This is a genomic window from Gordonia sp. Z-3, from assembly GCF_036233855.1.
GTDB lineage: Bacteria > Actinomycetota > Actinomycetes > Mycobacteriales > Mycobacteriaceae > Gordonia > Gordonia tangerina.
The window spans coordinates 163,626-186,541 of record NZ_JAZARS010000010.1 but is presented as its reverse complement, the minus strand read 5'-3'; the positions used below and the strand labels follow the sequence as shown (position 1 = coordinate 186,541).

23 protein-coding genes are annotated in these 22,916 nt (G+C 66.1%); 7 read left to right on the top strand and 16 right to left on the bottom strand.

What is annotated here, in order from left to right:
• Position 1: 1 nt before the first annotated feature.
• From VX037_RS13995 to VX037_RS13965, 7 genes are all read right to left on the bottom strand, one after another.
• Entirely contained in the window at positions 2 to 835 is an 834-nt protein-coding gene (locus VX037_RS13995) for a class I SAM-dependent DNA methyltransferase (protein WP_328714698.1), read from the bottom strand.
• Entirely contained in the window at positions 832 to 2,082 is a 1,251-nt protein-coding gene (locus tag VX037_RS13990) for an MFS transporter (RefSeq protein ID WP_328714697.1), read from the bottom strand. The genes VX037_RS13995 and VX037_RS13990 overlap by 4 nt, the downstream gene beginning before the upstream one ends.
• Entirely contained in the window at positions 2,079 to 3,107 is a 1,029-nt protein-coding gene (locus VX037_RS13985; protein ID WP_328714695.1) for a dipeptide epimerase, read from the bottom strand. The genes VX037_RS13990 and VX037_RS13985 overlap by 4 nt, the downstream gene beginning before the upstream one ends.
• On the bottom strand, positions 3,104 to 4,210 hold the full coding sequence (locus VX037_RS13980) for a PLP-dependent cysteine synthase family protein (protein WP_287015237.1): 1,107 nt from the start codon (positions 4,208 to 4,210) through the stop codon (positions 3,104 to 3,106). The genes VX037_RS13985 and VX037_RS13980 overlap by 4 nt, the downstream gene beginning before the upstream one ends.
• Positions 4,207 to 5,028, bottom strand: a complete 822-nt coding sequence (locus tag VX037_RS13975; RefSeq protein ID WP_328714694.1) for a Rossmann-like domain-containing protein — start codon at positions 5,026 to 5,028, stop codon at positions 4,207 to 4,209. The genes VX037_RS13980 and VX037_RS13975 overlap by 4 nt, the downstream gene beginning before the upstream one ends.
• The gene (locus VX037_RS13970) at positions 5,028 to 6,275 is read right to left on the bottom strand and encodes an ATP-grasp domain-containing protein (protein ID WP_328714693.1); all 1,248 of its coding nucleotides are present in this window, start codon (positions 6,273 to 6,275) and stop codon (positions 5,028 to 5,030) included. Before VX037_RS13970 ends, VX037_RS13975 begins: the two co-directional genes overlap by 1 nt.
• 221 nt (positions 6,276 to 6,496) lie before the next feature.
• The gene (locus tag VX037_RS13965) at positions 6,497 to 6,634 is read right to left on the bottom strand and encodes a hypothetical protein (RefSeq protein ID WP_235724045.1); all 138 of its coding nucleotides are present in this window, start codon (positions 6,632 to 6,634) and stop codon (positions 6,497 to 6,499) included.
• A 437-nt stretch (positions 6,635 to 7,071) separates the two neighbouring features.
• Between VX037_RS13965 and VX037_RS13960 the strand changes: the two genes are divergently transcribed.
• Positions 7,072 to 7,515 carry an Hsp20/alpha crystallin family protein gene (locus VX037_RS13960; RefSeq protein WP_287015248.1) on the top strand — a complete coding sequence of 148 codons (444 nt, stop codon included), beginning with the start codon at positions 7,072 to 7,074 and terminating at the stop codon, positions 7,513 to 7,515.
• Positions 7,516 to 7,619: 104 nt separating this feature from the next.
• On the opposite strand, the gene VX037_RS13955 is transcribed toward VX037_RS13960, so the two are convergent.
• From VX037_RS13955 to VX037_RS13940, 4 genes are read right to left on the bottom strand one after another with little or no spacing between them, the layout of a single operon-like run.
• Entirely contained in the window at positions 7,620 to 7,889 is a 270-nt protein-coding gene (locus VX037_RS13955) for a DUF4235 domain-containing protein (RefSeq protein WP_235724046.1), read from the bottom strand.
• Between the two features lie 10 nt (positions 7,890 to 7,899).
• On the bottom strand, positions 7,900 to 8,130 hold the full coding sequence (locus VX037_RS13950; RefSeq protein WP_266060151.1) for a DUF3618 domain-containing protein: 231 nt from the start codon (positions 8,128 to 8,130) through the stop codon (positions 7,900 to 7,902).
• A complete protein-coding gene (locus VX037_RS13945; RefSeq protein WP_287015241.1) occupies positions 8,127 to 8,525 on the bottom strand; it encodes a phage holin family protein in 399 nt (132 codons plus the stop codon). Before VX037_RS13945 ends, VX037_RS13950 begins: the two co-directional genes overlap by 4 nt.
• Before the next feature lie 32 nt (positions 8,526 to 8,557).
• Complete coding sequence (locus VX037_RS13940) at positions 8,558 to 8,728, bottom strand: hypothetical protein (protein WP_235724049.1); 171 nt, start codon at positions 8,726 to 8,728, stop codon at positions 8,558 to 8,560.
• Between the two features lie 133 nt (positions 8,729 to 8,861).
• Here VX037_RS13940 and VX037_RS13935 point away from each other — a divergent pair, with 133 nt between their 5' ends.
• Positions 8,862 to 9,392 carry a DoxX family protein gene (locus tag VX037_RS13935; RefSeq protein ID WP_266060150.1) on the top strand — a complete coding sequence of 177 codons (531 nt, stop codon included), beginning with the start codon at positions 8,862 to 8,864 and terminating at the stop codon, positions 9,390 to 9,392.
• A 66-nt stretch (positions 9,393 to 9,458) separates the two neighbouring features.
• On the top strand, positions 9,459 to 9,665 hold the full coding sequence (locus VX037_RS13930; RefSeq protein WP_266060149.1) for a hypothetical protein: 207 nt from the start codon (positions 9,459 to 9,461) through the stop codon (positions 9,663 to 9,665).
• Between the two features lie 106 nt (positions 9,666 to 9,771).
• On the opposite strand, the gene VX037_RS13925 is transcribed toward VX037_RS13930, so the two are convergent.
• Positions 9,772 to 10,875 carry a DUF2235 domain-containing protein gene (locus VX037_RS13925; protein WP_328714692.1) on the bottom strand — a complete coding sequence of 368 codons (1,104 nt, stop codon included), beginning with the start codon at positions 10,873 to 10,875 and terminating at the stop codon, positions 9,772 to 9,774.
• A gap of 312 nt (positions 10,876 to 11,187) precedes the next feature.
• Positions 11,188 to 12,819: an MFS transporter gene (locus tag VX037_RS13920; protein ID WP_328714691.1), complete on the bottom strand. Its 1,632-nt coding sequence runs from the start codon at positions 12,817 to 12,819 to the stop codon at positions 11,188 to 11,190.
• 220 nt (positions 12,820 to 13,039) lie between these two features.
• Here VX037_RS13920 and VX037_RS13915 point away from each other — a divergent pair, with 220 nt between their 5' ends.
• Positions 13,040 to 14,050, top strand: a complete 1,011-nt coding sequence (locus VX037_RS13915) for a glycoside hydrolase family 26 protein (RefSeq protein ID WP_328714689.1) — start codon at positions 13,040 to 13,042, stop codon at positions 14,048 to 14,050.
• Positions 14,051 to 14,066: 16 nt separating this feature from the next.
• Here the strand turns inward: VX037_RS13915 and VX037_RS13910 are convergent, their stop codons facing one another.
• Entirely contained in the window at positions 14,067 to 14,927 is an 861-nt protein-coding gene (locus tag VX037_RS13910) for a universal stress protein (protein WP_235724056.1), read from the bottom strand.
• A gap of 181 nt (positions 14,928 to 15,108) precedes the next feature.
• Between VX037_RS13910 and VX037_RS13905 the strand changes: the two genes are divergently transcribed.
• The 3 genes from VX037_RS13905 to VX037_RS13895 all read left to right on the top strand — a co-directional run bounded on the left by VX037_RS13905 (position 15,109) and on the right by VX037_RS13895 (position 18,616).
• Positions 15,109 to 16,704, top strand: coding sequence for an HNH endonuclease signature motif containing protein (locus VX037_RS13905; RefSeq protein WP_328714688.1), 1,596 nt, complete (start codon positions 15,109 to 15,111; stop codon positions 16,702 to 16,704).
• 511 nt (positions 16,705 to 17,215) lie between these two features.
• Positions 17,216 to 18,118, top strand: coding sequence for a DUF6745 domain-containing protein (locus tag VX037_RS13900; RefSeq protein WP_328714686.1), 903 nt, complete (start codon positions 17,216 to 17,218; stop codon positions 18,116 to 18,118).
• 48 nt (positions 18,119 to 18,166) lie between these two features.
• Complete coding sequence (locus VX037_RS13895; RefSeq protein ID WP_328714685.1) at positions 18,167 to 18,616, top strand: hypothetical protein; 450 nt, start codon at positions 18,167 to 18,169, stop codon at positions 18,614 to 18,616.
• A gap of 113 nt (positions 18,617 to 18,729) precedes the next feature.
• Here VX037_RS13895 and VX037_RS13890 read toward each other — a convergent pair whose 3' ends face one another.
• The gene (locus tag VX037_RS13890) at positions 18,730 to 20,979 is read right to left on the bottom strand and encodes an acyltransferase family protein (RefSeq protein ID WP_442903673.1); all 2,250 of its coding nucleotides are present in this window, start codon (positions 20,977 to 20,979) and stop codon (positions 18,730 to 18,732) included.
• Positions 20,964 to 22,850, bottom strand: coding sequence for a glycosyltransferase family 2 protein (locus tag VX037_RS13885; protein ID WP_442903672.1), 1,887 nt, complete (start codon positions 22,848 to 22,850; stop codon positions 20,964 to 20,966). Before VX037_RS13885 ends, VX037_RS13890 begins: the two co-directional genes overlap by 16 nt.
• Between the last annotated feature and the right edge of the window lie 66 nt (positions 22,851 to 22,916).

Sequence of the window (22,916 nt, the reverse complement as noted above, 5' to 3'; positions counted from 1 at the left end):
CTCATGTGATCGCCTCCGCCACGATGTGCAGGCGGTCCCCGGCCAACGAGGTGTCACCTCGGGCGGGCAATCGTGGCGGATGTGCCGGCCACCCGCCTTCGACGCGGGGTCCCGGAGCGTCGAACATGGTGCGGATGGTGTAGCCGGCGCGCGACAGGTGACCGGCGATCTCCAGCGGAAACAGCAGCCGCCACGCCGAGGACTGAACGACGGGTTCGTCATCGGCGCCGCGCCACACCCGACGCCGGCGCAACAGCTGCGAACCGTGGTCGATCCACAATATGGTGTCGGCCCGCCAGGTCTGCCCGGCGGCTTGCACACTGAACTGCGTCGGATGGTCCAGGAGTTCGGAGTTTCCCAGGAAGTAGGCGCCGTTACGCATTTCGAGGATCAAAAGTCCGCCGGGCCGCGTATGGGAGCGGCAACGGTCGAGGCAGGCACGCAGGTCATCATCGGTATGGCAATACAGCAGGGAGCTGTCCAGACAGGTGATCGCATCGAAACCTCCCGGTGTCACGTCGAATTCGCGCATGTCTGCCTCGACGAAACGCACGTCGCGGTGCCGCGAGCGGGCGTATCGCAGCATCTCGGCAGAGCAGTCGAGTCCGGTGCAGCGGTACCCGAGGCCGCTGAGATAGCCCATGTCGCGTCCGGTTCCGCACCCGATGTCCAACACCGCGGGCGGATATTCCGCATCCGGCGGTGTCGAGGTCGTCAGGTGGGTCCGCATCACGTCGTGTAAGAACCTCCCGGCCGAGTGATCGTGGTCGGGAAACCTGAGCTCGTACAGTTCCGGGTTGTCCGTCAAGAAGTTGCGCGTCGACTGCGACGTCATGACACCACCCCCGCGGGCCGGGCCAACAATCCCCGTCGGTGCAGTGTCCACACGGCGACCGCCGATCCGAAACCGATTGCTGCACAGATGACGAGACCCGGCCAGCCGGTCCCCGTGTCGATACCGCGACCGATCGCGATATTGCCGACAGTCGCAGCAATCCCGGAGACGAGGTAAAACATCCCGAAGAGCGTCCCCGACACGGTGGATGACGCGTAGGCCGGTATCAACTCGAGAACGAACGGTTGCGCCACCATGATCCCGGCCTCCAGCACCAGTGCCGAGGCGATCACCACGACCATCGCCGCGATGCGAGCAGCGACGCTGCCGGCCGACGACCACAGCACCGGCAGTAGGACCAGGAAAGCGGCACCCATCAACGCCAATCCGGCGGTGATGGCGGATCCGCGAGGGGTTCTGTCCGCGAACCAGCGAGTCAGCCGCACCTGACACACCAGACTGAAGACCGTCGTACTCAGGAACACCACGGCCACGGCGCCACCCCAGTCGGTGATGCGTTGCGCGAAGACGGGATAGACCAGATACATCTGCGTCTGCAGTGCGAACATGCCGAGCATCGCGAAGGTGAACAACATGAATCGTCGGTTCGACAGCACCTCTCCCCAACCGCCCAGGACGGTGGTCTCCGACGGCGCCACCGGGTGCGGCGGCAGGAACCGGGCCTGCGCGATGGTCAGCGCGGCGAAGACGACGGCGGCAGCCACGGCGGCAACGCGGAAATCCACGAGCAGCAAGGCGCTGCCGATCAGCGGGCCGGACAGTGCGCCGGCCTGGGCGAAGACATTGAACACGGCGAAGGCCTCGGCCCGTCGATCCGGTTCGGCGACAGCGATGTAGGACCGAACCGCCGGGTTGAACAGGGCGCCGGCGAGACCGGAGAGAATCGAGGCGAGCGCGAGCAGCGGCACCGATGTCCCGAAGGCGAACACCGCGAAGCCCACCGAACGCAACGCGCAGCCCGCGATGATGACTCGATGCGGCCCGAGCCGGTCGGCGGCGGTACCGCCGATCAGAAACATTCCCTGTTGACTGAACGTCCGCACACCGAGAATGAGGCCGGTGACCGCCAGGGACAGACCAAGATCGTCGGTCAGGTGCATCGCCAGATAGGGCACCAGCATGTAGAACCCGGTGTTCACGCCGTACTGGTTGATCACGAGCAGTTGGACCGACCGCGGGAAACTCCGCAACAGGCTCAGCGTGCCGGCGCTTCGGGTCGGACTCATGGGCATCGCCCCGTCGCGGTCGGATACACCCCGAGACCGGCCGTGCCGTCAGGCCGAAGCCATCCGTCGGCTCCGCCCAAGCCTGTCCACGGGTCGTGGTCCAGCAGAAGATGGCCGTCGAGGTCGCACCATCGCGCGAGCCCTCCCAACTGGGCGGCCGGAGCAATGCTCAACGAGCTGCTCGCGAGACAACCGAGCATCACGTCGAGACCGCGCTCGCAGGCGCCGGTGGCCAACTCGACGGCGCTGGTCAACCCGCCGCATTTGGACAGCTTGATGTTCACCGCGGAGAACAGTCCCACCAGGTCGTCAAGACCCTCGGGACCATGGATGGATTCGTCGGCGATCACCGGGATGTCGATGGTGCTCAGCAGTTCCCGCTGTCCTCGGTGGTCGGTGGCGGCGAGCGGCTGTTCCAGGGCCACCAGCCCGACCTCTGCGCAGTCGGACAGCACGGTGAGTGCCGTCGACACCGTCCACGCCTCGTTGGGGTCCGCGATGAGGTCGACGTCGCCGACGGTGTCGGCGATGGTGGTGAGGCGCTCGATGCTCAGGCGTGCATCGTCGTCGAGCTTCACCTTCAGAGTCCGGAATCCCCGGTGACGCGCTTCGCGGGCGGCATTCGCCATCGCCGTCGGCGAGTCGATTCCGAGAGTTCGGAGGATGGGTATCGCTCTCGGCGCGGTGAGCCCGAATGACGCTGCAACCGTGTGATTGTGCTGACGCGCGTGTAGGTCGGTGCGCGCTGTGGTGACGGCGGTACATACGGCGGGCGACACCTCACCGACGGACCGCCACGTCATCGGATCGTCGTCGAGGTGATCACGAACATAATGCAGCTCGGTGTCGATGCGTCGCAGATCCAGGTCGGCATAGCGGGAGGTGACGACCTCGCCGTATCCAGTGAGCTCGGAGTCGGGGTCGCAGGCGACGACAGTCACGGCGTCTCGCTCGGCCATCGCCCCGCGGCTGATCCGGAACGGCTCGCGCAACCGGAGCGTGGTCGACGTCCATTCGAGAGTCATGTCACCGCCGCCTTTCCTGGTTGTGTCACGCCTGCGGGAGCGCTCGCCGATCCGTGGGCGGGTGCTGATTCCGGCACACGTACCGAGCAGCATCGGGTCCAACAGTCGGTCGGGTCGTGGCAGTCGTCGATCTCGTGGGGTGAGCGGCGCGGTGGCCCCAGCAGGCCGCGCCGGTTGCACCACTCGTCGTCGAAGATGTTGTGCAGGTAGCGTTCCGGTCCATCCGGGAAGATGGTCACCACTGTGCCCGGCCAGCGTGCCGCGGCCCAGCCGCTGACGAGTGCGACGGCACCGGTCGACCAGCCTCCGGTGTGGAATCCGTCGCGCGCCAGCGCCCGACAGGCGTGCACAGCCTCGCATGGGCCCACCCAGTGCACCTCGTCGAACAGTTCGTAGCCGACGTTGCCGGGATGCAGGCTGCTGCCCAGGCCGCGCATCATCCGCGCGGTGCCGGGTTGGCCGAAGATCGTCGATCCCACCGCGTCGACGCCGATGAGTCGCAGGTGTGGCCACATTTCGCGCAGTCGGCGGCCGACACCGTTGCTGTGCCCGCCGGTGCCGACGCTGCAGACGAGCACCTCGGCGCGCTCGATCCCCCGGGCGCCGAGGTCTGTCATGATCTCGTCGGCCAGGCCCAGGTAGCCGCGGGCGTTGTCGGGGTTGTCGTACTGGTTGGGCCAGTATGGCTTCTGCGGACCATTCCGGATCTCGTGCACGATGTCCAGACGCGCCTGCTGCCACCCACCCGTGGGGTGGGGACGGTCGACCACCACCAGGGTGGTCCCCAGCGCGGTGAGCAGGTTCCGCATCGCCGGTTCCAGTTCACGGTCCACCACCAGGGTCAGCGGATGGCCCAGTCGCTGGGCAACATAGGCGAGCCCGATTCCCAACGTTCCGCTGGTGGACTCCACGATGGCGGCACCGTCTGCGAGGTCGCCGCGGCTGCGCGCGCCCATGACCATGGACACTGCCGATCTGGCCTTGAGGCCCCCGACCGCGAGGGCCTCGATCTTCGCGTAGTAGCCCGGATGGTCGCGGGGTACCGGTGTGGCGATATGCGCGAGTGGGCTGCAGCCGATCGTCAGAAGGCCGTCGGTGCTCATCGCGGATTCTCCCCGGGATACAGGTACATCTCGCCGCCGTCGCCGGTCAGCCAGAAGAAGGGGTAGGGTTCGGCCGACAACGAATGGACCGCTCCCCCGAGCAACTCCCTGGCCACGGCGCTGCCGCTCTGCGCGAAAACAGTGATCGGTGTTCCCGCAGACGTCGCAGCATCGCACAGCGTGCCGAAGGTGCCGTTGCCCAACATCATTCCCGTGGCCAGCACCGCATCGCAGGTCGGCAACGCCGAGGTGAAGTCGGTGACGATCGGTTCATCCCACTCCGTCCGTCCCCCTCTGAGATCGCACGCGACATAATGCACACCACGTTCTCGGAGGCACGCGAGCAACGAGTTGACCACGCCGACAACCAGGACCCGCTCGCCCGGAACCACCGGGACGAGTCCGGTCACGTGGCGGGCGCGCCGCATCGATCGGAACAGCGAATCGCCCGACGGCAGAGGTAACGCTACGCATCGAGAATCGTCGCGGTGCGGACACGTGTGTGCGAGGTAGGCGTCGAGGACTGCGATTCGGACGGCGCGCGATTCGTGACGGAGGAGCCGCTGGACCGAAGCTCCTGCGCAGTCGAGGACCGTCCCGGGGTCGAGGCTGCCGGGTTCGATCGAGCACGAGCCGACCGCCGTGCCCACCCGGACGCTGAGGACCTGATTCCGGTACTGCTGGTTCCGGCCGGCATGCTGTGCGGCCTGATCGGTGATGAACGCGACCGCTACCGACAGGTCTGCCGGCGGAGCCGAAGCCGGTTCGGTGCAATACTTCTCCATCAACGCATCAACGCAGTCGAGCTCTGCCGGCATCACGAGCGTGTGTCCACGATGGTCACTTCGAGTCCGGCCAGGAGATCATCGGCCACCCGACGCGCCGCACCCGACTCGTCGGCGAGGGCGATGATGTTGCCGAGGTAGGAGTTGTTGTTCGCCCCCGATGCGGTGACATGTCCGGGCTCTTTGAAGGTCGCCGACACCACAGCCGGATGGTCGGTGATGGCGTCGGCCCCGTGCAACGACGTCAGCGTGCCCGCCTGGTGTGGCACGAGCATGCTCACCGCCGCGCTGCGTGAACTCGAACGGTGTGCTGAACACACCGAACCGCCCGTCGACGACGGGTCGCGGCCGAGTGCGAGTTCGACTGCTACGGAGGGTAAGTCGATTCGGTCGACGTAGCGAATCAGCTCGGTGATCTGGTTACCGGCCGGTCGTGGATTGATCTCGATGATCCTGGGCCCGTCGCCGGTGAGCCGCAGTTCGGTGTGCACCACCACGTCGTCGAGGCCCAGCGCGGCGATGGCCTGCTCGGCTGTCACGATGAGAGCCGAGCGGTCCTCGGGACTCAGGTGCGCCGGGAACATGTGCCCGGTCTCCACGAACCCCGAGTCTCCGCCGAGGCTCTTGTCGGTGACTCCGAGCGAATGAACCCGGCCTCGATGTACCCAGCTCTCCACGCTGAACTCCGGTCCGTCCAGGAACTGCTCCAGCAGGACGACGGGTTCTCGTTTCTGGCCGCGTGCATTGATGTCGAAGCTGCGCAACTGCGCCACCGCTGCTGCGACGTCGGTCCAGGAGTCGGCTCGCCGCACGAACATTCCGGCGCACAGGTCAGTCGGCTTGACCACCAGGGGGTAACCGATCTCGTCGGCTGCCGCACGCAGAAGAACTTCGTCGTCCAGACCCACGGTCCGGTGACGGGGCCCGACGAGACCCGCGTGATCGAGAGTTACGCGGGTGCGCGCCTTGTCGCAGGCGTCGGCGATCGAGTCCGGGCTGGGGCCGGCCAGCCCCAGTGCGGACGAGATATGTGCGGCGAGGGGCAGGTAGTAGTCGCATGCGGTGAGCACACCGTCGATCCGCAGGTCGGCGTCGATCTCGCGTGCCGCCCGCAACCCGTCGGCAAGATCATTGGTGTCTGCCGTGACCACGGCGCGTCCCGCGAGTAGCGGGTGCATCTCCTCGGGCGGCTGTTGGCGCGCGTAGTGCTCGGGCGCGCGGGTGAGGAAGGTGAACTCCACGCCCAGCTGCTCGATCGCACGCGGCAGGAGCGTCCCCATGGACCCCACCCAGCTTTCCACCAGGAGCAGATGTGGCACCGCGAGTTCCCCTAACGACGTCGACCGATGGAAAAGGAGCAGGCGCTACCTTAACCATAATGACAGTCGTTTTCAATATGAAGCTATGTGTCGAGGAAGGATCCCTCGCTGACCGTCGAGTGCGCTTCTCCCCGTTCGGCGCCCGAGACCTCCGGGCGTCACCAGTCCAGGGGTCTTGCCGCTCAGGGCAGCCGGTTCAACGAGTGGATTTCGACGCCCAACGATGCGATTGCGATCAACGCCGCCAGAAATACCGTCTCCACCGAGGCGCCGACAAAGACGAGGGCGAAGGTCGCGACGAATCCCAGAGTGGCGAGCACTGCGGAGCACAGCCCATCCACTGGACCCCTGTCGCCATTGGACGGGCCGGGAGGGTGCCGCCTCGGACTCCGCGATCCAAACGCGAGGCTCATCGAACGTCCCGAGCGGAGGTAGCCCCCGATGCTCGTCGTGCGTCGTGGGCCGACTGTCGCCATGTGGGGCCCGAAGTCATCACCGACGCCCACCATCGCTCCAAGGGAGAGGGGTCGGGCCACTCGACGACCGGTGGCTGCAAGCTTGATTCACGCGCAGTCATGGTGTCCTCCTTGTCATTCCGGCGGTGAAGCGCTGGCGCGAAACGAACAAGAATTTTTTAGCACTCTTTGCTTCCGAGTGCTAGCGCAATCGGCGATCCAGTGCTATTTATGGAGTCGTACAGCGAATGAGCTGCTCGTCAACGGGTGGCGGGCAGCCTTGGTTCAGGAGGTGAGTGGCTGTGCTTCGTTTTGATCCGTTCAGCGATGTTGATGCGCTTACTCGGGGGCTGATGACCGGTTCGATGACCGGCACCCAGCGGACCCCGCGGTTCATGCCGCTGGATCTGTACAAGGTCGACGATCACTACATGTTGGTGGCCGACCTGCCCGGCGCCGATCCCGGCTCCATCGACATCAGTGTCGACAACGGCACGCTGACCCTGTCCGCGCAGCGCAGCGCGCCGTCGGACGAGGGGGTGCAGTGGCTGAGCAGCGAACGCTTCGCGGGTACGTATCGGCGGCAGCTGTCGTTGGGCGAGGGCATCGACATCTCGCGTATCACCGCCGACTACGACAATGGCGTTCTGACACTGACGATCCCGCTGGCCGAGCGGGCCAAACCGCGAAAGATCGAGGTGGAGGCGAAGGGCAGACCCGAGCAAATCGAGGCTCACGCCCAGTGATGACGCGGTGACTCGGTAACCGGTTGTGCGACAAGGTTTCGCACTCTGGCGTGGGCGGCACGGTCCGCGCACGCCAGAGTGCGAAGCCAAGCTCTCGGTAAGAGCTACTCCGGTGTTTCGTGGGTGACGGCCTTGTAGCCCTGGGCGCCCGCGCGGTCGATCGCCGCCTTCACCACTCCGTAGATCAATCCCTGCAGCGCAGCCGCCGCCAGGACCTCCCTGGTGCTGCGCTGCAGGTCTTTCGGGTTCGGCGCGTCGGGTTCGTCGGAGAACTGCGCCCACACCTTGTTGAACACCGCACCGGCGGCCATACCGCCGAGGATGCTGATGCCGAGCGCGAGTGGTTTGTACAGAGTCTTGGAGACGTTGCTCATGTGACCATTCCTATCGAATCCTGCGGCGGATCACCACAACCGCGCCGACCGCGAGGACCGCTGCAGCGACACCGATCAGGAGCTGCCGGTTGTCGCGGGCGGTCGCGGACGCCGCTTGCACCGTGTGCTCGGCGGCGTCGTGGGCGCGCGCACGCACATCCAGTTTGTCGGTGAGCGCGTCGACGGTCTGGGCGAGCTCTTCGCGCTGCTGCTCGACGGGCGGGTCGTCGGGGGTGGTCATCGTAGGTGCTCCTTCACGGTGTCGACGTCGCGCTGAACGCTGGCGGCGGTGTGTTGCGGTGCCGGCGGTACGGCAGCCTTGGCGCGTTGGGCCCCGATCCCCGCGACCACGGCTCCGATCACCAGCAGCACGGCACCGACGATCACCGCCGACAGCCACGGGTCGACGGCATTGGCCAACCCGATGACGGCCGCCGCCACCATCGTGGCGAGGCCGAAGAACAGCAGCAGCGCACCGGCGCCGGACACTCCGACGCCGACGCCGAAACGGCTGCTCTTGGCCTTCACCTCGTCAAGGGCGTCGCGGATCTCGGTTTTGACCAGCGTCGTGGTCTGATGCTGCAGTCGCTCGACGAGTTGGACGGTCGAGAGTTCTTCGGGCGGTTGGTCGGTCACGGTGTCGCCTCCTCGCTGCTCAGTGGCCACAATCAGTCGTCACGTGCGTCGTCGACCAGCTGCTGCTCGTGCTCGGCGCGCTGCGCGAGCGCGTCGTCGTCGAGGTGCTTGGGCTCCTTGGCGTGCTCGCGATGATCGGGAGTGACGTCCTCGGTGGGAGTCATCACGTCGTCGAGGTCCGGTGCATCGTTCTGATCGGTCATGGCTGTCGGGTTACCACGGGACACGAGCGTGAAACCTGAGGCGCCGGGGCAGAGGGGCGGCCAGGAGTCTCTCAGCTAAGCGGACTACAGTTCCGTTTTAGGTTTGCACCGCTAACGACCAAGGAGCTTTGTCATGTCTGCTGACAAGTCACGCACGAAGGCACTCGACCTGGGACTTCTGACGCTGCGCACAGCTGTGGGCGCCACGTTGTTCGCGCACGGCACGCAGAAGCTGGCGGGTTGGTTCAACGGCCCGGGCATCGACGGCACGGCCGCCGGCATGGACGCGATGGGATTCAAGCCTGCCAAGTTGTCGGCGGTCACCGCCGGCGTGAGTGAGGCCGCGGGCGGACTGGTCGCACTGGGTGCGGGTACACGGGTTGCGTCGGCAGCGGGCGCGGCGGCGATGCTGGCCGCCGCCGACGTGCACCGGCCCAATGGATTCTTCTCGCAGAACGGCGGCCTCGAGTTCCCCGCGGTGCTGGGTGTCGCGTCCGCGGCACTCGCATTGACCGGTCCCGGCCGGTACTCGGTGGACGGGCTGCTCGGGCATCGACTCGAAGGTGAACGTGTGGGCGTGCTCGCGCTGGCCGGCGCCGCTGTGGGTGCGGCGGGTGTGCTGTATCGGCGCAAGCAGGCGGTGGCGGCTGCTGCTGCCGCCTAGGCTGCATTCCCGCCGACCCGATTGTGTCGGAGTGCGTTCGTAGCCTGATCACATGAACGCACGATCGTGGCAGCAACTGGTCGAGCAGAGCGTCGCCACTGCCGGGTCATCGAAACCGTGCCCGATCGCGATCAGGTCGCTGCGCTCATGCGGCTGCTGGGAGCCACGCTCACCGGTGCCCTGCTGGTGTTGGAGTACGGGATCGACCGGTTGAGCCCTGAATGGGTCGCTCAGTTGCGAGTTGCGCTGGCGCGCGAGCGGATGCGGGAGTGAGCGTGCCGCGGGTCGGCTTGGGTCGCGCGGGTCGTCGACGGGCCGCGTTCTCCAACAGCACCTGCGGGATCGGAAGCGGCCCGCGGCAAGCCAACGCAGCTGACCGTCACCCGTCGAGCGGTGACCGATAAGGCTGCCGATCACGACGCGTCGCGGCAACGCGATGCGTGACGCTGGGGTGTACCACATCGTCGGCTCGCGGCCGCCGCGTCCGCCAGCCACCCGCGAAGCGCCACGGACTCGCGTTGGGGACGATCTCACCCAACGCCAGGTCGCCGTCGAGGGGCTGACCGAATTTCACACCGAGTATCCGCCGGTACGCTTTCTCGTCGACGCGTATACCCGCAGCGTGCGCTTCGTCGATCATCCATGCGAGCGCGATATCGGGTAGACGGCTGTCGTCGCGGCACTGGCCGCCGACGTCGCCGTGCACGCCCGCGAACCACACCTCCTGCACATCTCGATCGGCGGTGGCCTCTGCGGCGAATCGGTATTCGGCGAAGGGGCGTCGCCGTTCGTCGATGGCCAGGGCGTGCCGTGCGGTCTGCACGTTGTCGATGTTGGCGGTGAACGGCCAGCGCGCCACCTCGAAGCGGGCGCGAAGATTGAGCCAGCCAACTGATTTGACCGTGTCCCAGACGCCGAGAAAACGGACCTGTTTGGTGTTGCGGAACGGGCCCGGAAAGTCGGGGTTGCCGAACTTGGTCCGGAAGTCGTTGCGCAACTTCCAGAATTCCTTCTCCGCACCACGATCCGCAGACCCGTCGGCAGACTCCCCGTTCGGCCCCGACCGCGTGTACAGCTTAAGTGCGTAGGGCACCAGGTTGACGGCGTCGGCGTGCAACAGCCCGACGGTGCGCAGCATCCCGGTCAACGCGCGCGCCGTGTAAGCACCGCGGGAGAAACCGAACACATAGATCTGGTCGCCGGGCCGATACCGTTGACACAGCCAGGTATAAGCCTCTTCGATGTTGTCACGGATACCGAATCCGGCCACCATGCCCGCGAATCGGGTGACGGCTCGGCCGGTCTGGGTGACCGCGGCACGCGATCCCATCGTGCCCACACCCGGGTCGTAGTAGACCAGCTGGCCGGAGTCCTTGACGCAGGCGTCGAACATCCGTGCCACGTTGGTGAAGCCGGTCTCGGGTTCGTTGGTGGTGCCGTCCAGGCAGATCACCAGCTTGCGCGGTGCGGTCTCATCGGTCATCAGGGCTCCTCCAGATCCCATGCGCTGGGCGGCGGAATGTTGTCGTCGCGGAACTGATGCAGTATCTCCGATGCGGGTCCACGAGGCGGCGGCCGGGTCGAGTCGCCGTCGCTCGGGTCGGCTCGGGTCGCGCGGGTCGTCGACGGGCCGCGTTCCCCGACCTCACCTGCGGGATCCGAATCGGCCCGCGGGAACGGCGTCGACCACGGCCCGTCACGGCGACCACGTCACCCCCACCACCGGAGGCAGTTGCGACTTGCCGTAGCTCTGACCACCCGGACCGCCTCGGGCTTGAACAGGCAGCAGCGATCCTCAGCGGTCTTCCCCGTAGGTATCTTCGGGAATCTCACCCGGCCGATAATTCGGCAGGCGGCCGGCGGGCACGATTGCGGTTGCGCTCAAGGCGGCGAGGAGCAACAGCCCGTACTTCAATGTCGTGAGTCGAGTGTCTTCGTTCACCCGGACCGCTTCATCGATCTGCTCGGGGGTGGCTGTGGTGGTGTCGAGCACCTCACGCAACTCGTCATTGCTGACGAAGTTCACGTTGTCCAGGTTCACCTGCGACACCAGCGAATCGGGCAGGCGCGGGTTGTCGACGACTGCTTGTCCGACACCGATGCTCAGCAGAGTGACCAACAGCGCGCCCATGACCGCGGTGCCGACGGCAGACGCGAGATTCTGCGTGGTACCGCGGATCGAGCCCACGTCACCGGCCAGCTTTTTGGGCGCCGACGTGACCAGCACGTTGAACACCAGCGTCACGAGCGCACCTTGACCGACACCGAAGACGATGAGACCGAAAATGGTCGGCAGCGTCTCCCAATTATTCGACACAACGTACGCCAGCCAGATCAGCGCAGCAGTCGTGAGAACGAACGAGAACACTCCGATCGCCCGCGGCGTGTATCGCTTGTACACGCGCACAACAAGCGTGGCGGTGATGAACACCGTGAGATTGAAGGGCATCATCGCGAGCGCGGTGTCGAAGGGTGTACGTCCCTGCACGATCTGCACGTAGAGCGGCACCGTGAAATTCAGTGCTGCTTCCATCGCCACGACGATGAACATGGCGTAGACCGCCGAGCGCTCGCGCGAACTGCGCAGCACCGACAGGTCGACCAGCGGAACCTTGCCGGCCGCCATCCGCCGTCGCGTCCACATGAAGAACGCCTGCACCAAGACCACGCCCGCGACGATCAGCATGGGCGCCGGGGAGACCCCGGCGATGTCGAAAGGTGCTGCGGGATCGGCGTAGAACGCCCCCCAGTTGTTGAGGTTGTTGAAACCCAGCGTGAGCGACATGATGCCGATGCCGATCAGGATTGCGGCGAAGACGTCGATCGTGATGTCCGGGTCACCGGGCACCGAGGTGAGCGTGAAGCTGAAGATCAGGATGAGAACCGCAAGTGCCAGCACGATTCCGAAGACGGGGCGCCATCCGACCAGCGTGCCCAGCGCACCACCGAGGAAGAAGGCGCTCACCCCCGACACCGCACGAGCCGACCCGAGAGAGCCGATCGCCGTCGCCTGCTGGTCCCCGTGATAGTTCGCGGCGATCAAGGCGACCAACGATGGCACGATGATGGCGGCTGCCGCACCGGCCAACGCCTGACCCGCGATGGCCCAGCCAACGGCGGGCGAAACGATCATCAGGATCGCCGAGCAGGCGAACACACCGACGACGATCCGGAAGATCAGCAGCCAACCGATACGTTGACCGAGTTTGGCCCCCAACATCACCAGGGCTGCGACGACGAGACCATAGACGACGATGGTGGTACTCGCGACGGTCGGCGCGACGTCGAAGTCCTCGACCATGCCGCCCAAGGACACCGGCAGGGCCGCGACGTTGAAGGACATCATGACCTGGGCGAGGAACAACCCGATCATCGGCAACCAAGAGGAGCGGCCGGTCGCGGCAGGCTCCGCGGTCGAGGTGGTCATGTGCAGGCTCCTTGTCTCGGCCAAGTCCTTGGTGTCCGCGCACCCCGCTACCGGCGGCTGACGTGAATACCACCGCGCTCCGAAGGCTACAGACGCGGGAAAGCCGTCGCGTGTCGGCGTGCAGGTTCTCGGCTGCGATGCACGACGTTCTCGCCTCAGCAACTGCGGCGGCGGCATCCCCTCCACGGCGCTGCCGGCACCGACCCGCCAAGATGGACTCATGACCACCGCACCGACCGATCGCACGCTGACGCGTGGCTGGTCGCGCCGCGAGGTCTTGCGCACGCTGTTGCTCGCCGGGTCGGCGACGTTGCCGTTGGCGGCATGCTCGTCGCCGGCGACTGACGGTGAACCCGTCCCCGACCGTCGCTGGGGTGCCTACATCCCGAGCGTCCTACCGGCGAGTGCGTCGTCGCCGTCGCCTATCGATCAGCTCGCCGCGCTGGCCGGCGCGGCCCCCGGGTATCTGCACCGGTTCGCCGCGATCGGCGACAACGCACCGATCGCCGACCTCGACGCGATCGTCGAAGCCGGGGCCGGACCTTTGCTCAGTCTCGAGCCGTGGCAACCCGACGGCGGGATCGAGCAACCGCGGTATGCGTTGTCACGCATCGCATCCGGCGACTTCGACGATGACTTCCGACGCTGGGCGACGCAGCTCGTGGATTGGGGCAAGCCGATCCTGCTGCGGTTCGCACAGGAGATGAACGGAACCTGGTATCCGTGGGCGATCGGCATCGGCGGAAACACAGCCGCTGGGTATCGGGCGGCGTGGAACCGCATGTGGCGCATCTTCGACGACGTCGGTGCCGACAACGTGCGCTTCGTCTGGGCACCCAATGCGCTGACGGCCGCGACCACGGATTTCGCCGATGCGTATCCGGGACATGGCGTCGTCGACTATCTGGCCGCCGACGGCTACAACTGGGGCGACGCGCCTGGGCATCATTGGCAGTCGGCGCGAGACCTGTTCCCGCCCAGCCTCAGTCGACTACAAGAAGTGGGCGGCAACCAGCCGCTACTGATCACCGAGGTCGGATGCGCCGAGGGTTCGTCACCCGAAGCGAAGGCGGACTGGATTGCTGACTTCTTCACGATCGTCGACGCCGAGACTCGCCTCGAGGCGTTCCTGTGGTTTCAGACCGATAAGGAACGCGACTGGCGATTCAACACGACCCCGGCGAGCACGGCAGCGTTCCGGCAGGGATTGGCGACCATCGTCGATCGCTAAACCCTGGCGCAGAAGCCTATTGCGTGTGCACCACCATCACAGGGCACTGCGCGACGTGCAAGACCGACTGGCATGTCGAACCCAGCAGCAGTCCGCGGAAGCCACCTCGTCCACGATTGCCGAGCACCACGAGCGGGGCGTCCTTCGCATGATCGAGGATGCTCTGCGCCGGCTTGTCCACGCTCAGCACGGTTTTCACGTCGACGTCGGGGTACTGCTCGCGTACGTCACGGAGCTGGGTTGCCACCAGTTCCACCGCCTCGTCGTGGAGTTGTTCCCGCGGCGGCAGGTGCCGACCGCCGATGACCTCACCCGACAACGCGCTGTAGGTGTGCACGGCAACCACCGAGGTGTTCAGGGCCTGCGCCTGCCGAAACGCCTCCACCGCCGCCTCATGCGCGACCTGCGAACCGTCCAGGCCAACAACGACAGGTCCCGTCGACGGCCTCGACGCCTCTACGGACGGCACCACCACGACCGGGCAATCGCCGTGTGCCACCACATAGGTGCTCACCGATCCGAGCAACAATCCCGCGACTCCCCCGCGTCCGCGACTACCCACCACCAGGCACTTCGCCCGCGACGACAACTCCTGCAACAACAGAGCCGGGCGCCCTTCGACGACAGATGCCGTCACCTGCAGCCCAGGCGCCACCTTCCCGGCGAGCGCGGCCGCCTCGTCGACACCCTGGTGAGCCTCGGCGCGCAGCCCGTCGAGAAACGCCTGCGTCGGCACGATCGGCGGGATCTCGAAGGCAGTGACCACGTCCAAAGGGAGCTTCTCGCGTTCGGCCGCGGCTGCCGCCCACCGCGTGGCGACCAGGCCATTGTCCGAGCCGTCAACCGCCACGACCATCGAGCCGTCGCCCACAGTCATCAGTCATCTCCTTCTCCCGGGGTGTCCGTTTCGTTCTAGCACTTCTAGTTCACACCGCTGCGACGTTCCAGGTCAGGGCATTTCGTCCCCGGTCTTGTGTGATTCTGATCAAGAGGTTGCGAACATCGAAGATCGGGGTTACTCTCGAATGTACGTTCGAAACGTCGGTCGGGGATTCACAGTGTCGGGCACAGATCAAGTCAGTGAGGTGCAGCAGCTGTATGCGCAGTTGCATGACCTGTTGGACCGTATCGATGCCGTCGATACCACCTCCGCCATGGATGACGCGGTGTTGGATGTGGCCGAACAACACGAGCGTGCCCATCGTCGGATGAGTCTGATCGGGCATCGCCGCATGATGGACTGCAACGACCGCGGCGTGCCCGGCCAACTCGGCTACCGCCACATCGGCGAAATGATGGCCCACCATCTACGCATCCCCGATCACCGCCGCCGCATGCGACACATGCGGGCCCTGGCGCAATTCCGGTCCCTGCAGGGCGAACTCACCCCACCACGCTATGCGGGCCTGGCAGCAGCAGTCGCCGACGGGGCAGCCACACCCGCCCATGTCGATGCCGTCCTGAAAGTCCTCAAGAAGATTCCCCGCTCGGTGCCACTCGACGTCGCCGAGAAGGCCGAGGCGATGTTGGCCGAGTTCGCCCGCACCCTCACACCGAAACAGATCCTGAAGGCCGGCGCCGAACTGTTGAGCCGCATCGACCCCGACGGCACCCTGGCCGATGAACGCGACCGCGCCCGGCGTCGTTCGGTACTCATCGGTGATCAAGACGACCAATCGATGAGCGAGATCGACGGTGCCCTCACACCCACCACCCGCGCCATGCTCGACGTGATCCTGGCGAAAATGGCCGCCCCCGGGATGAACAATCCCGACAACAAGGACTCCCCACGCGGCGCGACTCTCGACGTCGACATCGAGAAACTGAAAGAGGCAGCCGGGCGCGACAATCGATCCACCGGCCAACGCAACCACGACGCACTGCAAGCCCTGTTCAAGCTGGTCCTCGACGGTGGGGTACTCGGCAAGAGCCACCGCGGTCTGCCGCCACACATCATCGTCAAGGTCAACGAAACCGATCTGCGGGATCGTGCCGGGTTCGGGCACACCGCGACCGGCACCCAACTACCCATCGCCGACATCATCGAAATGGCCGCCGAGGCCCAGTTCCACCTCGCCGTATTCAAAGACCACACAGCACAGCCGCTGTATCTGGGCACCGCCAAACGGTTGGCCAGCCGGGCGCAACGGTTGATGCACTTCGCCCAGGACGGCGGCGGCGGATGTTCCAAACCAGGCTGCTCACATCCGAGTGCGATCGTCGAAATCCATCACGCAGACAAGGATTGGGCCGACGGCGGAACCACCGACATCGACACGAACGCACCGGCCTGCCCACCGCACAATCGGATGGTCGGCCCCAAACCCGGACAATGGACCACCCGCATCATCCGCCACGGCCGTGACGCCGGGCGAGCCGGATGGTCACTGAACCCGCTCGACGGCAGCCCACCAGGACCACCCCAGGTCAACCGGATACACGAGGTCGGCGAACTCTTCGAACACTACCTCCGCGGCGGCACGATCAGCGAGGACCCACAACCCGCCGAAACCAAACCACCGGCTGCGGACGCGGCGGTTCGGCGCAAGCCGATCTCGCCGGCACGACTCGCCGCACGTACTCGACGACGAAAGCGCAAGCTGCGTCGAACAAGTCACCAGGCCCGACGACGATTGCTGGCCCGGGTGCGGTAGGTCGCGTGGTCCTCGCGCGCCCGTCGATCACCCGCGCGTGAAACTGCACGCGCGGGTGATCGCTGCGCGCGCGCGAAAACCTTGGCCGGTCGTCAGGTTGGGCAACCGGGTGTTGCGCGAGAGCCGATCCCGTGCCACTCTTGATTGCTATGACTACCGGAAAGGCGGACACCGCCACCATCGCGTGAGCGCCGTGATCACCCCGCCGACTCGTCACCGAGTCATTCAGCGTCATTCATCCACAGATCTGGCAGCAGAGATCACCGAGGCACGTGCGACATGGCTCGAACACGGTCTGTGCACCCTGCCGGCCGACCGAGATACCGCCGAATCCGCTGTCGCACAACTGTATCGATGGTGCGGCTACCCGGAACCCGAATTCGTCTGGACCACTTCACCGCCCGCAGCGACCGACTTTATCGCGTCCGAGGGCCTGGCAGCCTCCGTGTCGCTGTCACGCGATAGCGCCTCGCGCCGTATCGCCGACCGAATCAGTCGAGCTCGTGAGCGTGTGACCGGAGAGCGACCTGGGCAGCGGTTCCCGTTCCTTGGCCTGCGCGCCGCACGGGAGCTTCGGGTGGCGCCGTACGCGGCTGCCGAGATGACCATCCAAGAATCGCTCGACGCCGGGATCGGTCCACGCGCGATGATTCGCACCGCCGTGCAGAACTCGTTGCGCACCAGCCTGTTCGACGGTATCGCGGCGACGATCCGGACCAAGATGAGGCCACTGAACGGTGTGGTCGCCTGGTATGGGCAACACGAGGCACACCGGGTCGCGATCTGCGACGCACTGTGGCGCTGCGGCGTTGCCCGAGCGTCCGCGTCCGACCACGCGACAGTTGACATACAGGCGACTCTCGCCACATCCACCGGCTGGTGGTGGCCGTTCGACGACGTGTGCGTTCTCGCCGAACGACCGATCGCGATCCACACCGAACCGACGCCGGCCGGTCTACACGGCGAGCGGCGCCTGCATCACCCGGACCGCCGCGCAGTGGAATTCGTCGACGGTACGGGGGTACACGTCGTGCACGGGACCGTGGTTCCGGACTGGGTCATCGACGATCCTTCACCGGAAAAGATTGCGCGGGAACGCAATGTCGAGGTCCGTCGAACGGCGATCGAGCGGATCGGTTGGGACAACTACATTGATGCTGCCGGCCTGAGATTGGTGGATCAGTCCCCCGATCCCGGCAACCCTGGAGGCGCTCTGCAGCTCTACTCGACACCGCCGGAATGGCGCACGAACGAGAAGATCCTGCTCGCCGTCAACGGTTCTAGCGAACGAGACGGTCACCGTCGCCGCTACGGTCTGCAGATACCCGGCTGGATATCCTCTGCGGTCGACGCGGCCGGATGGACTTACGGCCTCCGCGGGGCACACTACGCGGGCCTCCTCCGACGTACCTGATCCGAGTCCCCCGATTCCCCCACCCACAACAACCTCCACGGTGATCACATGAACATGACCCTGTCCGACCTCACCCACCGCAGCGGCCTGAGCGTCTTCGACTATCTCGACCAATCGATCTCGATCCCGGTGATCGACGGCATGCAGGCGCAAGGCGACCTGCTGGTGATCCCCTATCACTTCGTCGCCGGCGACGTGCGATCGGTGAACCACACCCAGCGGGTGGACGTACCACTGTCCGGGGTGGAACTCCTGCGCAGCGCCGCGGGCGGCAATCCACACACGTTGGTGGCCGACGGGGGCAGGTGCAGGTGGTCGTCGCCGGTCCGCGACGAGGCCCTACTCGCCCTGGGCATCTTGGAGAACGACGTCGTCGCCTACCTCATCCACCCCGAACATGGCGCCACCGGAATCGCACCGGGCCGCTATGTGATTCGTCGCCAACGCGAACGCGGCACCGGTGGTCTGTTCGGTCAGGTGCAATTCATCGCCGATTGACGCACGGGCGGATCGTCGGCCGACACCAGAGTCCTCGAGCGTGCGTTGATCACTCGCGCTTGAAACTGTGCGCGCGGTTGATCGCTGGGCGCGCGTGAAACTCCACCGGCTGTTCAGCGCCCGCCGTAGTCGAACCTCGCGGCGTCGAGCTGGCGTACCAGCGCCGGCTCGAGCACCTCGGCGGCGGTCGCGGTCAGGTGCGAGTCGTCACGGTAGAAGAGGATCTTGTTGCGTGCCGGGAAGCACAGGTTGCCGTCGCACAACAGGTCATTGACGCCGATGGTGAGGATATCGGTGCTCTGCCCGCGCGCCTGCTCGTCGAGGATCGGTTCGATGCGAGTGAAGCCGTCGAGCTCGAAATCGCACTTGTGCCAGTTGTCCATCGCCCCGGACATGCAGTCGGCGATCTGGAAACCCGGGTACGGGGTGTCGGCGATGTAGACGATCTTCGCGCCGGTCGCGCGCAGGGCCGTCAGCGTGTCGTCCCAGGCCTGCTCCACGTCGTCGCGGTCGGGCACGTAGGTCGACAACGATGACACAAAGATGATGCGGGGCGCCACCGCCTGGATGTCGGCGAGCGCTCCGTCGCGCCATCGGAGGCACTCCGGCTGGGTGTAGGGGTCGCCGACTCCGCGACGCGGCGCCAGATTCTGTGCAGGACAGGCCGCTTTGGTGAACTGATGAATCCGCCAGCCATGGCTGGCGCCGATGCTGCGGATCGCTTCGGACCACTGGTCGGCGTGACTGTCGCCGAACACCACGACCGGGGTGCCATGGTCGGGACCGAAAGTGCAGTCGTGGCCGGCGGCGCTCTCGCCGACCGGGATCAGACAGCCGTGCGGCTCGGGTCGGTCGTCGTAGGCCTGGAATGGGTTGGGCACCACTGGCCCCGCCATCTCACCACGCTCGTTCCCGAACACCGACTGGTAGCTGAGCGCGGCATTGGCGACGGTGTCGCGGCTGGCGATCTGCACGGTGAGGATGCCGGCGATCATCGTGACGGTGAGCCCGACGACAACCCCGGTGACGCCGACCGAGATCGATGCCGAGGCGTTGCGTCGCAGTTCGCGGTTGTTGATGATCGGTTCTTCGAAGAACAGCGTCGACAGGGTCGCGATACCCAGCGCGACCAGCGAGACCAGCAGCAGAACTGGCCACGACGATGCGCCGGTGACGGTTTCGAAGAGGACGATCGCCGGCCAGTGCCAGAGGTACCAGGCGTAGGAGACGCGGCCGAGGAATGTCAGGGGTGGGGTGGCGAGGAGGCGGGCGACGGTGAGGGTTGGGCGGTGGGACTGGTCTCGATACGCCTCCTCGCCTAGCGGCTCGGAAGCTACTCGACCAGCGGAAGGGCGCAGCGGCTCGGCAGCTACTCGACCAGAGGAAGGGCGCAGCGGCGCGGAAGGTGCTCGGCCGAAGGCTGGGAACAGCTGGCCGGAGACGATGACCAGGGCAGCACCCATGGTGGGCAACAGGGCGGCCGTGCCGGGGTAGGGGGTGTGGGCGTCGATCATCGTCGCGGCCACGATGATGCCGGCGAAGCCGAGCCATCCCACCAGGATCGCGACGGCCGCAGTGATCCGGGGCGACTTCCACCGCAACGCGAACAACGGTGCCACCACCGCGATCAGCCCGCCCACACCGAACTGCCACGCGCGGGTGTAGGTGGCCATGTAGGCGGTGGCTGGATCGGTCGGGGTGATCCGGATGGCGGCGATCAGCGAGGCGAGCGTCACCGCGCCCACCACCACTCCCACGGCGACCCGCATCGACACGTGGCGGCGCAGGGCGGTACGTGAGGCGATGACGGCGGCGCCGAACACCGCCAGTGGCCACACGAAGTACAGCTGCTCCTCGATCGACAACGACCAGAAATGGGTTGCCAGACTGCCGTCGATGGCGCCGGCCAGGTAGTCGGCGTTCTGCGAGAGGAAATGCCAATTGGCAACTTGCGCTGCGGCAGCGAGCAGATCGATGGCCTGTTTGAAGACCTTCAGCAGCGGCATGGTCAGCGCGGCACCGATGATCGACACCACGATCACCAACGCCGCCGCCGGAATGATCCGCCGCGCCCGCCGCGCGTAGAAACCCTTGAACGACAACGACCCGGTGCGTTCGTATTCGCGGATCAGCAGCCGCGTGATGAGGAACCCGGAGATGACGAAGAAGATGTCGACGCCGACGAATCCGCCGGTCACGAACGGGACATGCGCGTGGAACAGCACCACCAGCAGTACGGCGATGCCACGCAGGCCGGCGATGTCGTCGAAGAATGTCTTCGCGGCCGGGGTCCGGGTGTCGCTCACCGAGCGGATCGGTTGAGTGGGCGCCTCGTCGTCGACTGTCGTCACGCGCCCGCCCACGGCAGCATGATGTCGAACCAGCCCAACGCCAGCGCACCGATGAACACGATCGCGCTGGTGTAGCCGATCACCTCCCACGCGGTGATGCGGTTCCAGTTGGTGGAGCGGGGGCGGTGGTCGGTGCGGGTGGGGTGCGGTTGGACCGCTGTTCGTGAGCCGTCGGCAGGCTCCGAAACAGGCGCCTCCGCCAACGGGGCACCCCGTTGCTCGGAGGCCGGGGACAGGCGGGGAAAGAGAACTCGGAGGAACTCGAGGAACAGGGGGCCGGTCAGGTAGGTGTAGGCGAGAACGAAGCCGAACATCATCCAGAAGTCGACGAGCCCATAGACCACGATGTCGCGCAGGATGAACCCCCAGAACGCGAGCAGCGAACCGCCGAGTGAGACAGTTCCCAGCCAGGAGATCGACCGCGCCAGCGCGTTGCTCTTGCCGATCGCCCCGGTCGGCACCCAGTCGATCTCGCGGCCGATCAGTTTGTGCCAGATGGCGATGGTGTGGGCAAAGCTGTAGGCGATCTGCACGCGCAGCACCTCCAGCCGCCACCGCGAGCGCGACACCAGCGGGAACAGCACCACGTACACCCACAGACCCAGCAGGAACGGGACGAGCTGTTCGGGTCGCACATCGTCGGGATACACCGCGGCCATGACGATGCCGGGCAGGAACAGCAAAAAGACGTTCATCGCGGTGGTGAGGTAGTAGAAGATGCCCGCCCAGTGGGCGAACCACTGCCGTATCCGCATCCGTCGCGGCGCCTCGATGTGGTCGTTGCGCAGCCGCGACAGCGACCCCTGACACCAGCGGTACTGCTGGTTGAGGAAGCCGGCCAGATCCGACGGACACAGCCCGCGCGACAGCACCACCGGCACGTATCGGATCTGGTAACCCGCCTGCTGCAGATGCCGCCCGGTGTGCAGATCCTCGGAGTGTTCGATGGCGGCGAACCCGCCGACCTCGTCGAGCGCGCTGCGGCGGTAGACCGCCGACGTCCCGACGCAGTTGGCCGCGTCGATCCGATCGCGCGACGGCAACACCCAGCGGTAGAAGAACTCCTGGGTCGCCCCGGCGGTGCGTTGAATCCAATTCATCGCCTCGGTGGTGGCGAAGGCCTGCGGACTCTGCGCGATGGCCACCTGCGGGTCGTCGAGGTAGGGCACCAGGTGCTGCAGAAAGTCGGGCCGCGGGCAGAAGTCGGCGTCGAAGATGACGATCAGCTCGCCGGCGCTGACCGAGTACGCGTGCCGCAGGTTGCCGGCCTTGCGTAAATGCCCACGGTCGGATCGGACGATGTAGCGGAAGCCGTGGTCGGCGGCGAGCGCACGCACCTCGTCGCGGTCGGCGTCGTCGAGCACGTAGACGGTCAACGGGCTCGCCCATTGCAACGACCGGACGTGCCGGTAGGTGGTGCGCAGGATGTCGAGGCTCTCACCGCACGTCGGCAGGAAGACGTCGACCGACGGATGCCAGCCGTCGTGGGTCTGCCAGTCGGTGATCGTGCGCTGATGCGATTGCCACGTCACCCGGCGCCGGTATGTACCGGTCAATGTCGACAATGTGGTTCCGATCACATTTGCGGCCAGAACAATCAATACCGGCCACAAATAGGGGCGACCGGTGGCGAAAAGAATCATCGACCACCCGACCAGCACGAAAGCCGCGATCAGGAACAACTGGATCCAGCGCATCTGCGGGCCCAGATAGTCGTAGACCTCGTCGTCGTCAGGCGGCGCCACCGCCTGCGGATCATATTCCGGCGCAGGCGCTTCGGACTTGCGGCGACTCAACGGCCGTTGAAGGACGGAGATCGGCTCGGTATCGGCGTCGGCGATTGCGTCGATCGCCGAGTCGCGCCCCCCGATCGTCAACTCCACCCGATCAGAATCGGTGACCCCGCCCGTCTACGCAAACCGCGGAAATACCTTCGGGCGTGCATTGCC

Coding starts and splice junctions, on each gene's coding strand:
- VX037_RS13995 (WP_328714698.1), bottom strand. CDS start 835: ATGACGTCGCAGTCGACGCGCAACTTCTTGACGGACAACCCGGAACTG.
- VX037_RS13990 (WP_328714697.1), bottom strand. CDS start 2,082: ATGAGTCCGACCCGAAGCGCCGGCACGCTGAGCCTGTTGCGGAGTTTC.
- VX037_RS13985 (WP_328714695.1), bottom strand. CDS start 3,107: ATGACTCTCGAATGGACGTCGACCACGCTCCGGTTGCGCGAGCCGTTC.
- VX037_RS13980 (WP_287015237.1), bottom strand. CDS start 4,210: ATGAGCACCGACGGCCTTCTGACGATCGGCTGCAGCCCACTCGCGCAT.
- VX037_RS13975 (WP_328714694.1), bottom strand. CDS start 5,028: ATGCCGGCAGAGCTCGACTGCGTTGATGCGTTGATGGAGAAGTATTGC.
- VX037_RS13970 (WP_328714693.1), bottom strand. CDS start 6,275: ATGGGGACGCTCCTGCCGCGTGCGATCGAGCAGCTGGGCGTGGAGTTC.
- VX037_RS13955 (WP_235724046.1), bottom strand. CDS start 7,889: ATGAGCAACGTCTCCAAGACTCTGTACAAACCACTCGCGCTCGGCATC.
- VX037_RS13950 (WP_266060151.1), bottom strand. CDS start 8,130: ATGACCACCCCCGACGACCCGCCCGTCGAGCAGCAGCGCGAAGAGCTC.
- VX037_RS13940 (WP_235724049.1), bottom strand. CDS start 8,728: ATGACCGATCAGAACGATGCACCGGACCTCGACGACGTGATGACTCCC.
- VX037_RS13935 (WP_266060150.1), top strand. CDS start 8,862: ATGTCTGCTGACAAGTCACGCACGAAGGCACTCGACCTGGGACTTCTG.
- VX037_RS13925 (WP_328714692.1), bottom strand. CDS start 10,875: ATGACCGATGAGACCGCACCGCGCAAGCTGGTGATCTGCCTGGACGGC.
- VX037_RS13920 (WP_328714691.1), bottom strand. CDS start 12,819: ATGACCACCTCGACCGCGGAGCCTGCCGCGACCGGCCGCTCCTCTTGG.
- VX037_RS13915 (WP_328714689.1), top strand. CDS start 13,040: ATGACCACCGCACCGACCGATCGCACGCTGACGCGTGGCTGGTCGCGC.
- VX037_RS13910 (WP_235724056.1), bottom strand. CDS start 14,927: ATGACTGTGGGCGACGGCTCGATGGTCGTGGCGGTTGACGGCTCGGAC.
- VX037_RS13895 (WP_328714685.1), top strand. CDS start 18,167: ATGAACATGACCCTGTCCGACCTCACCCACCGCAGCGGCCTGAGCGTC.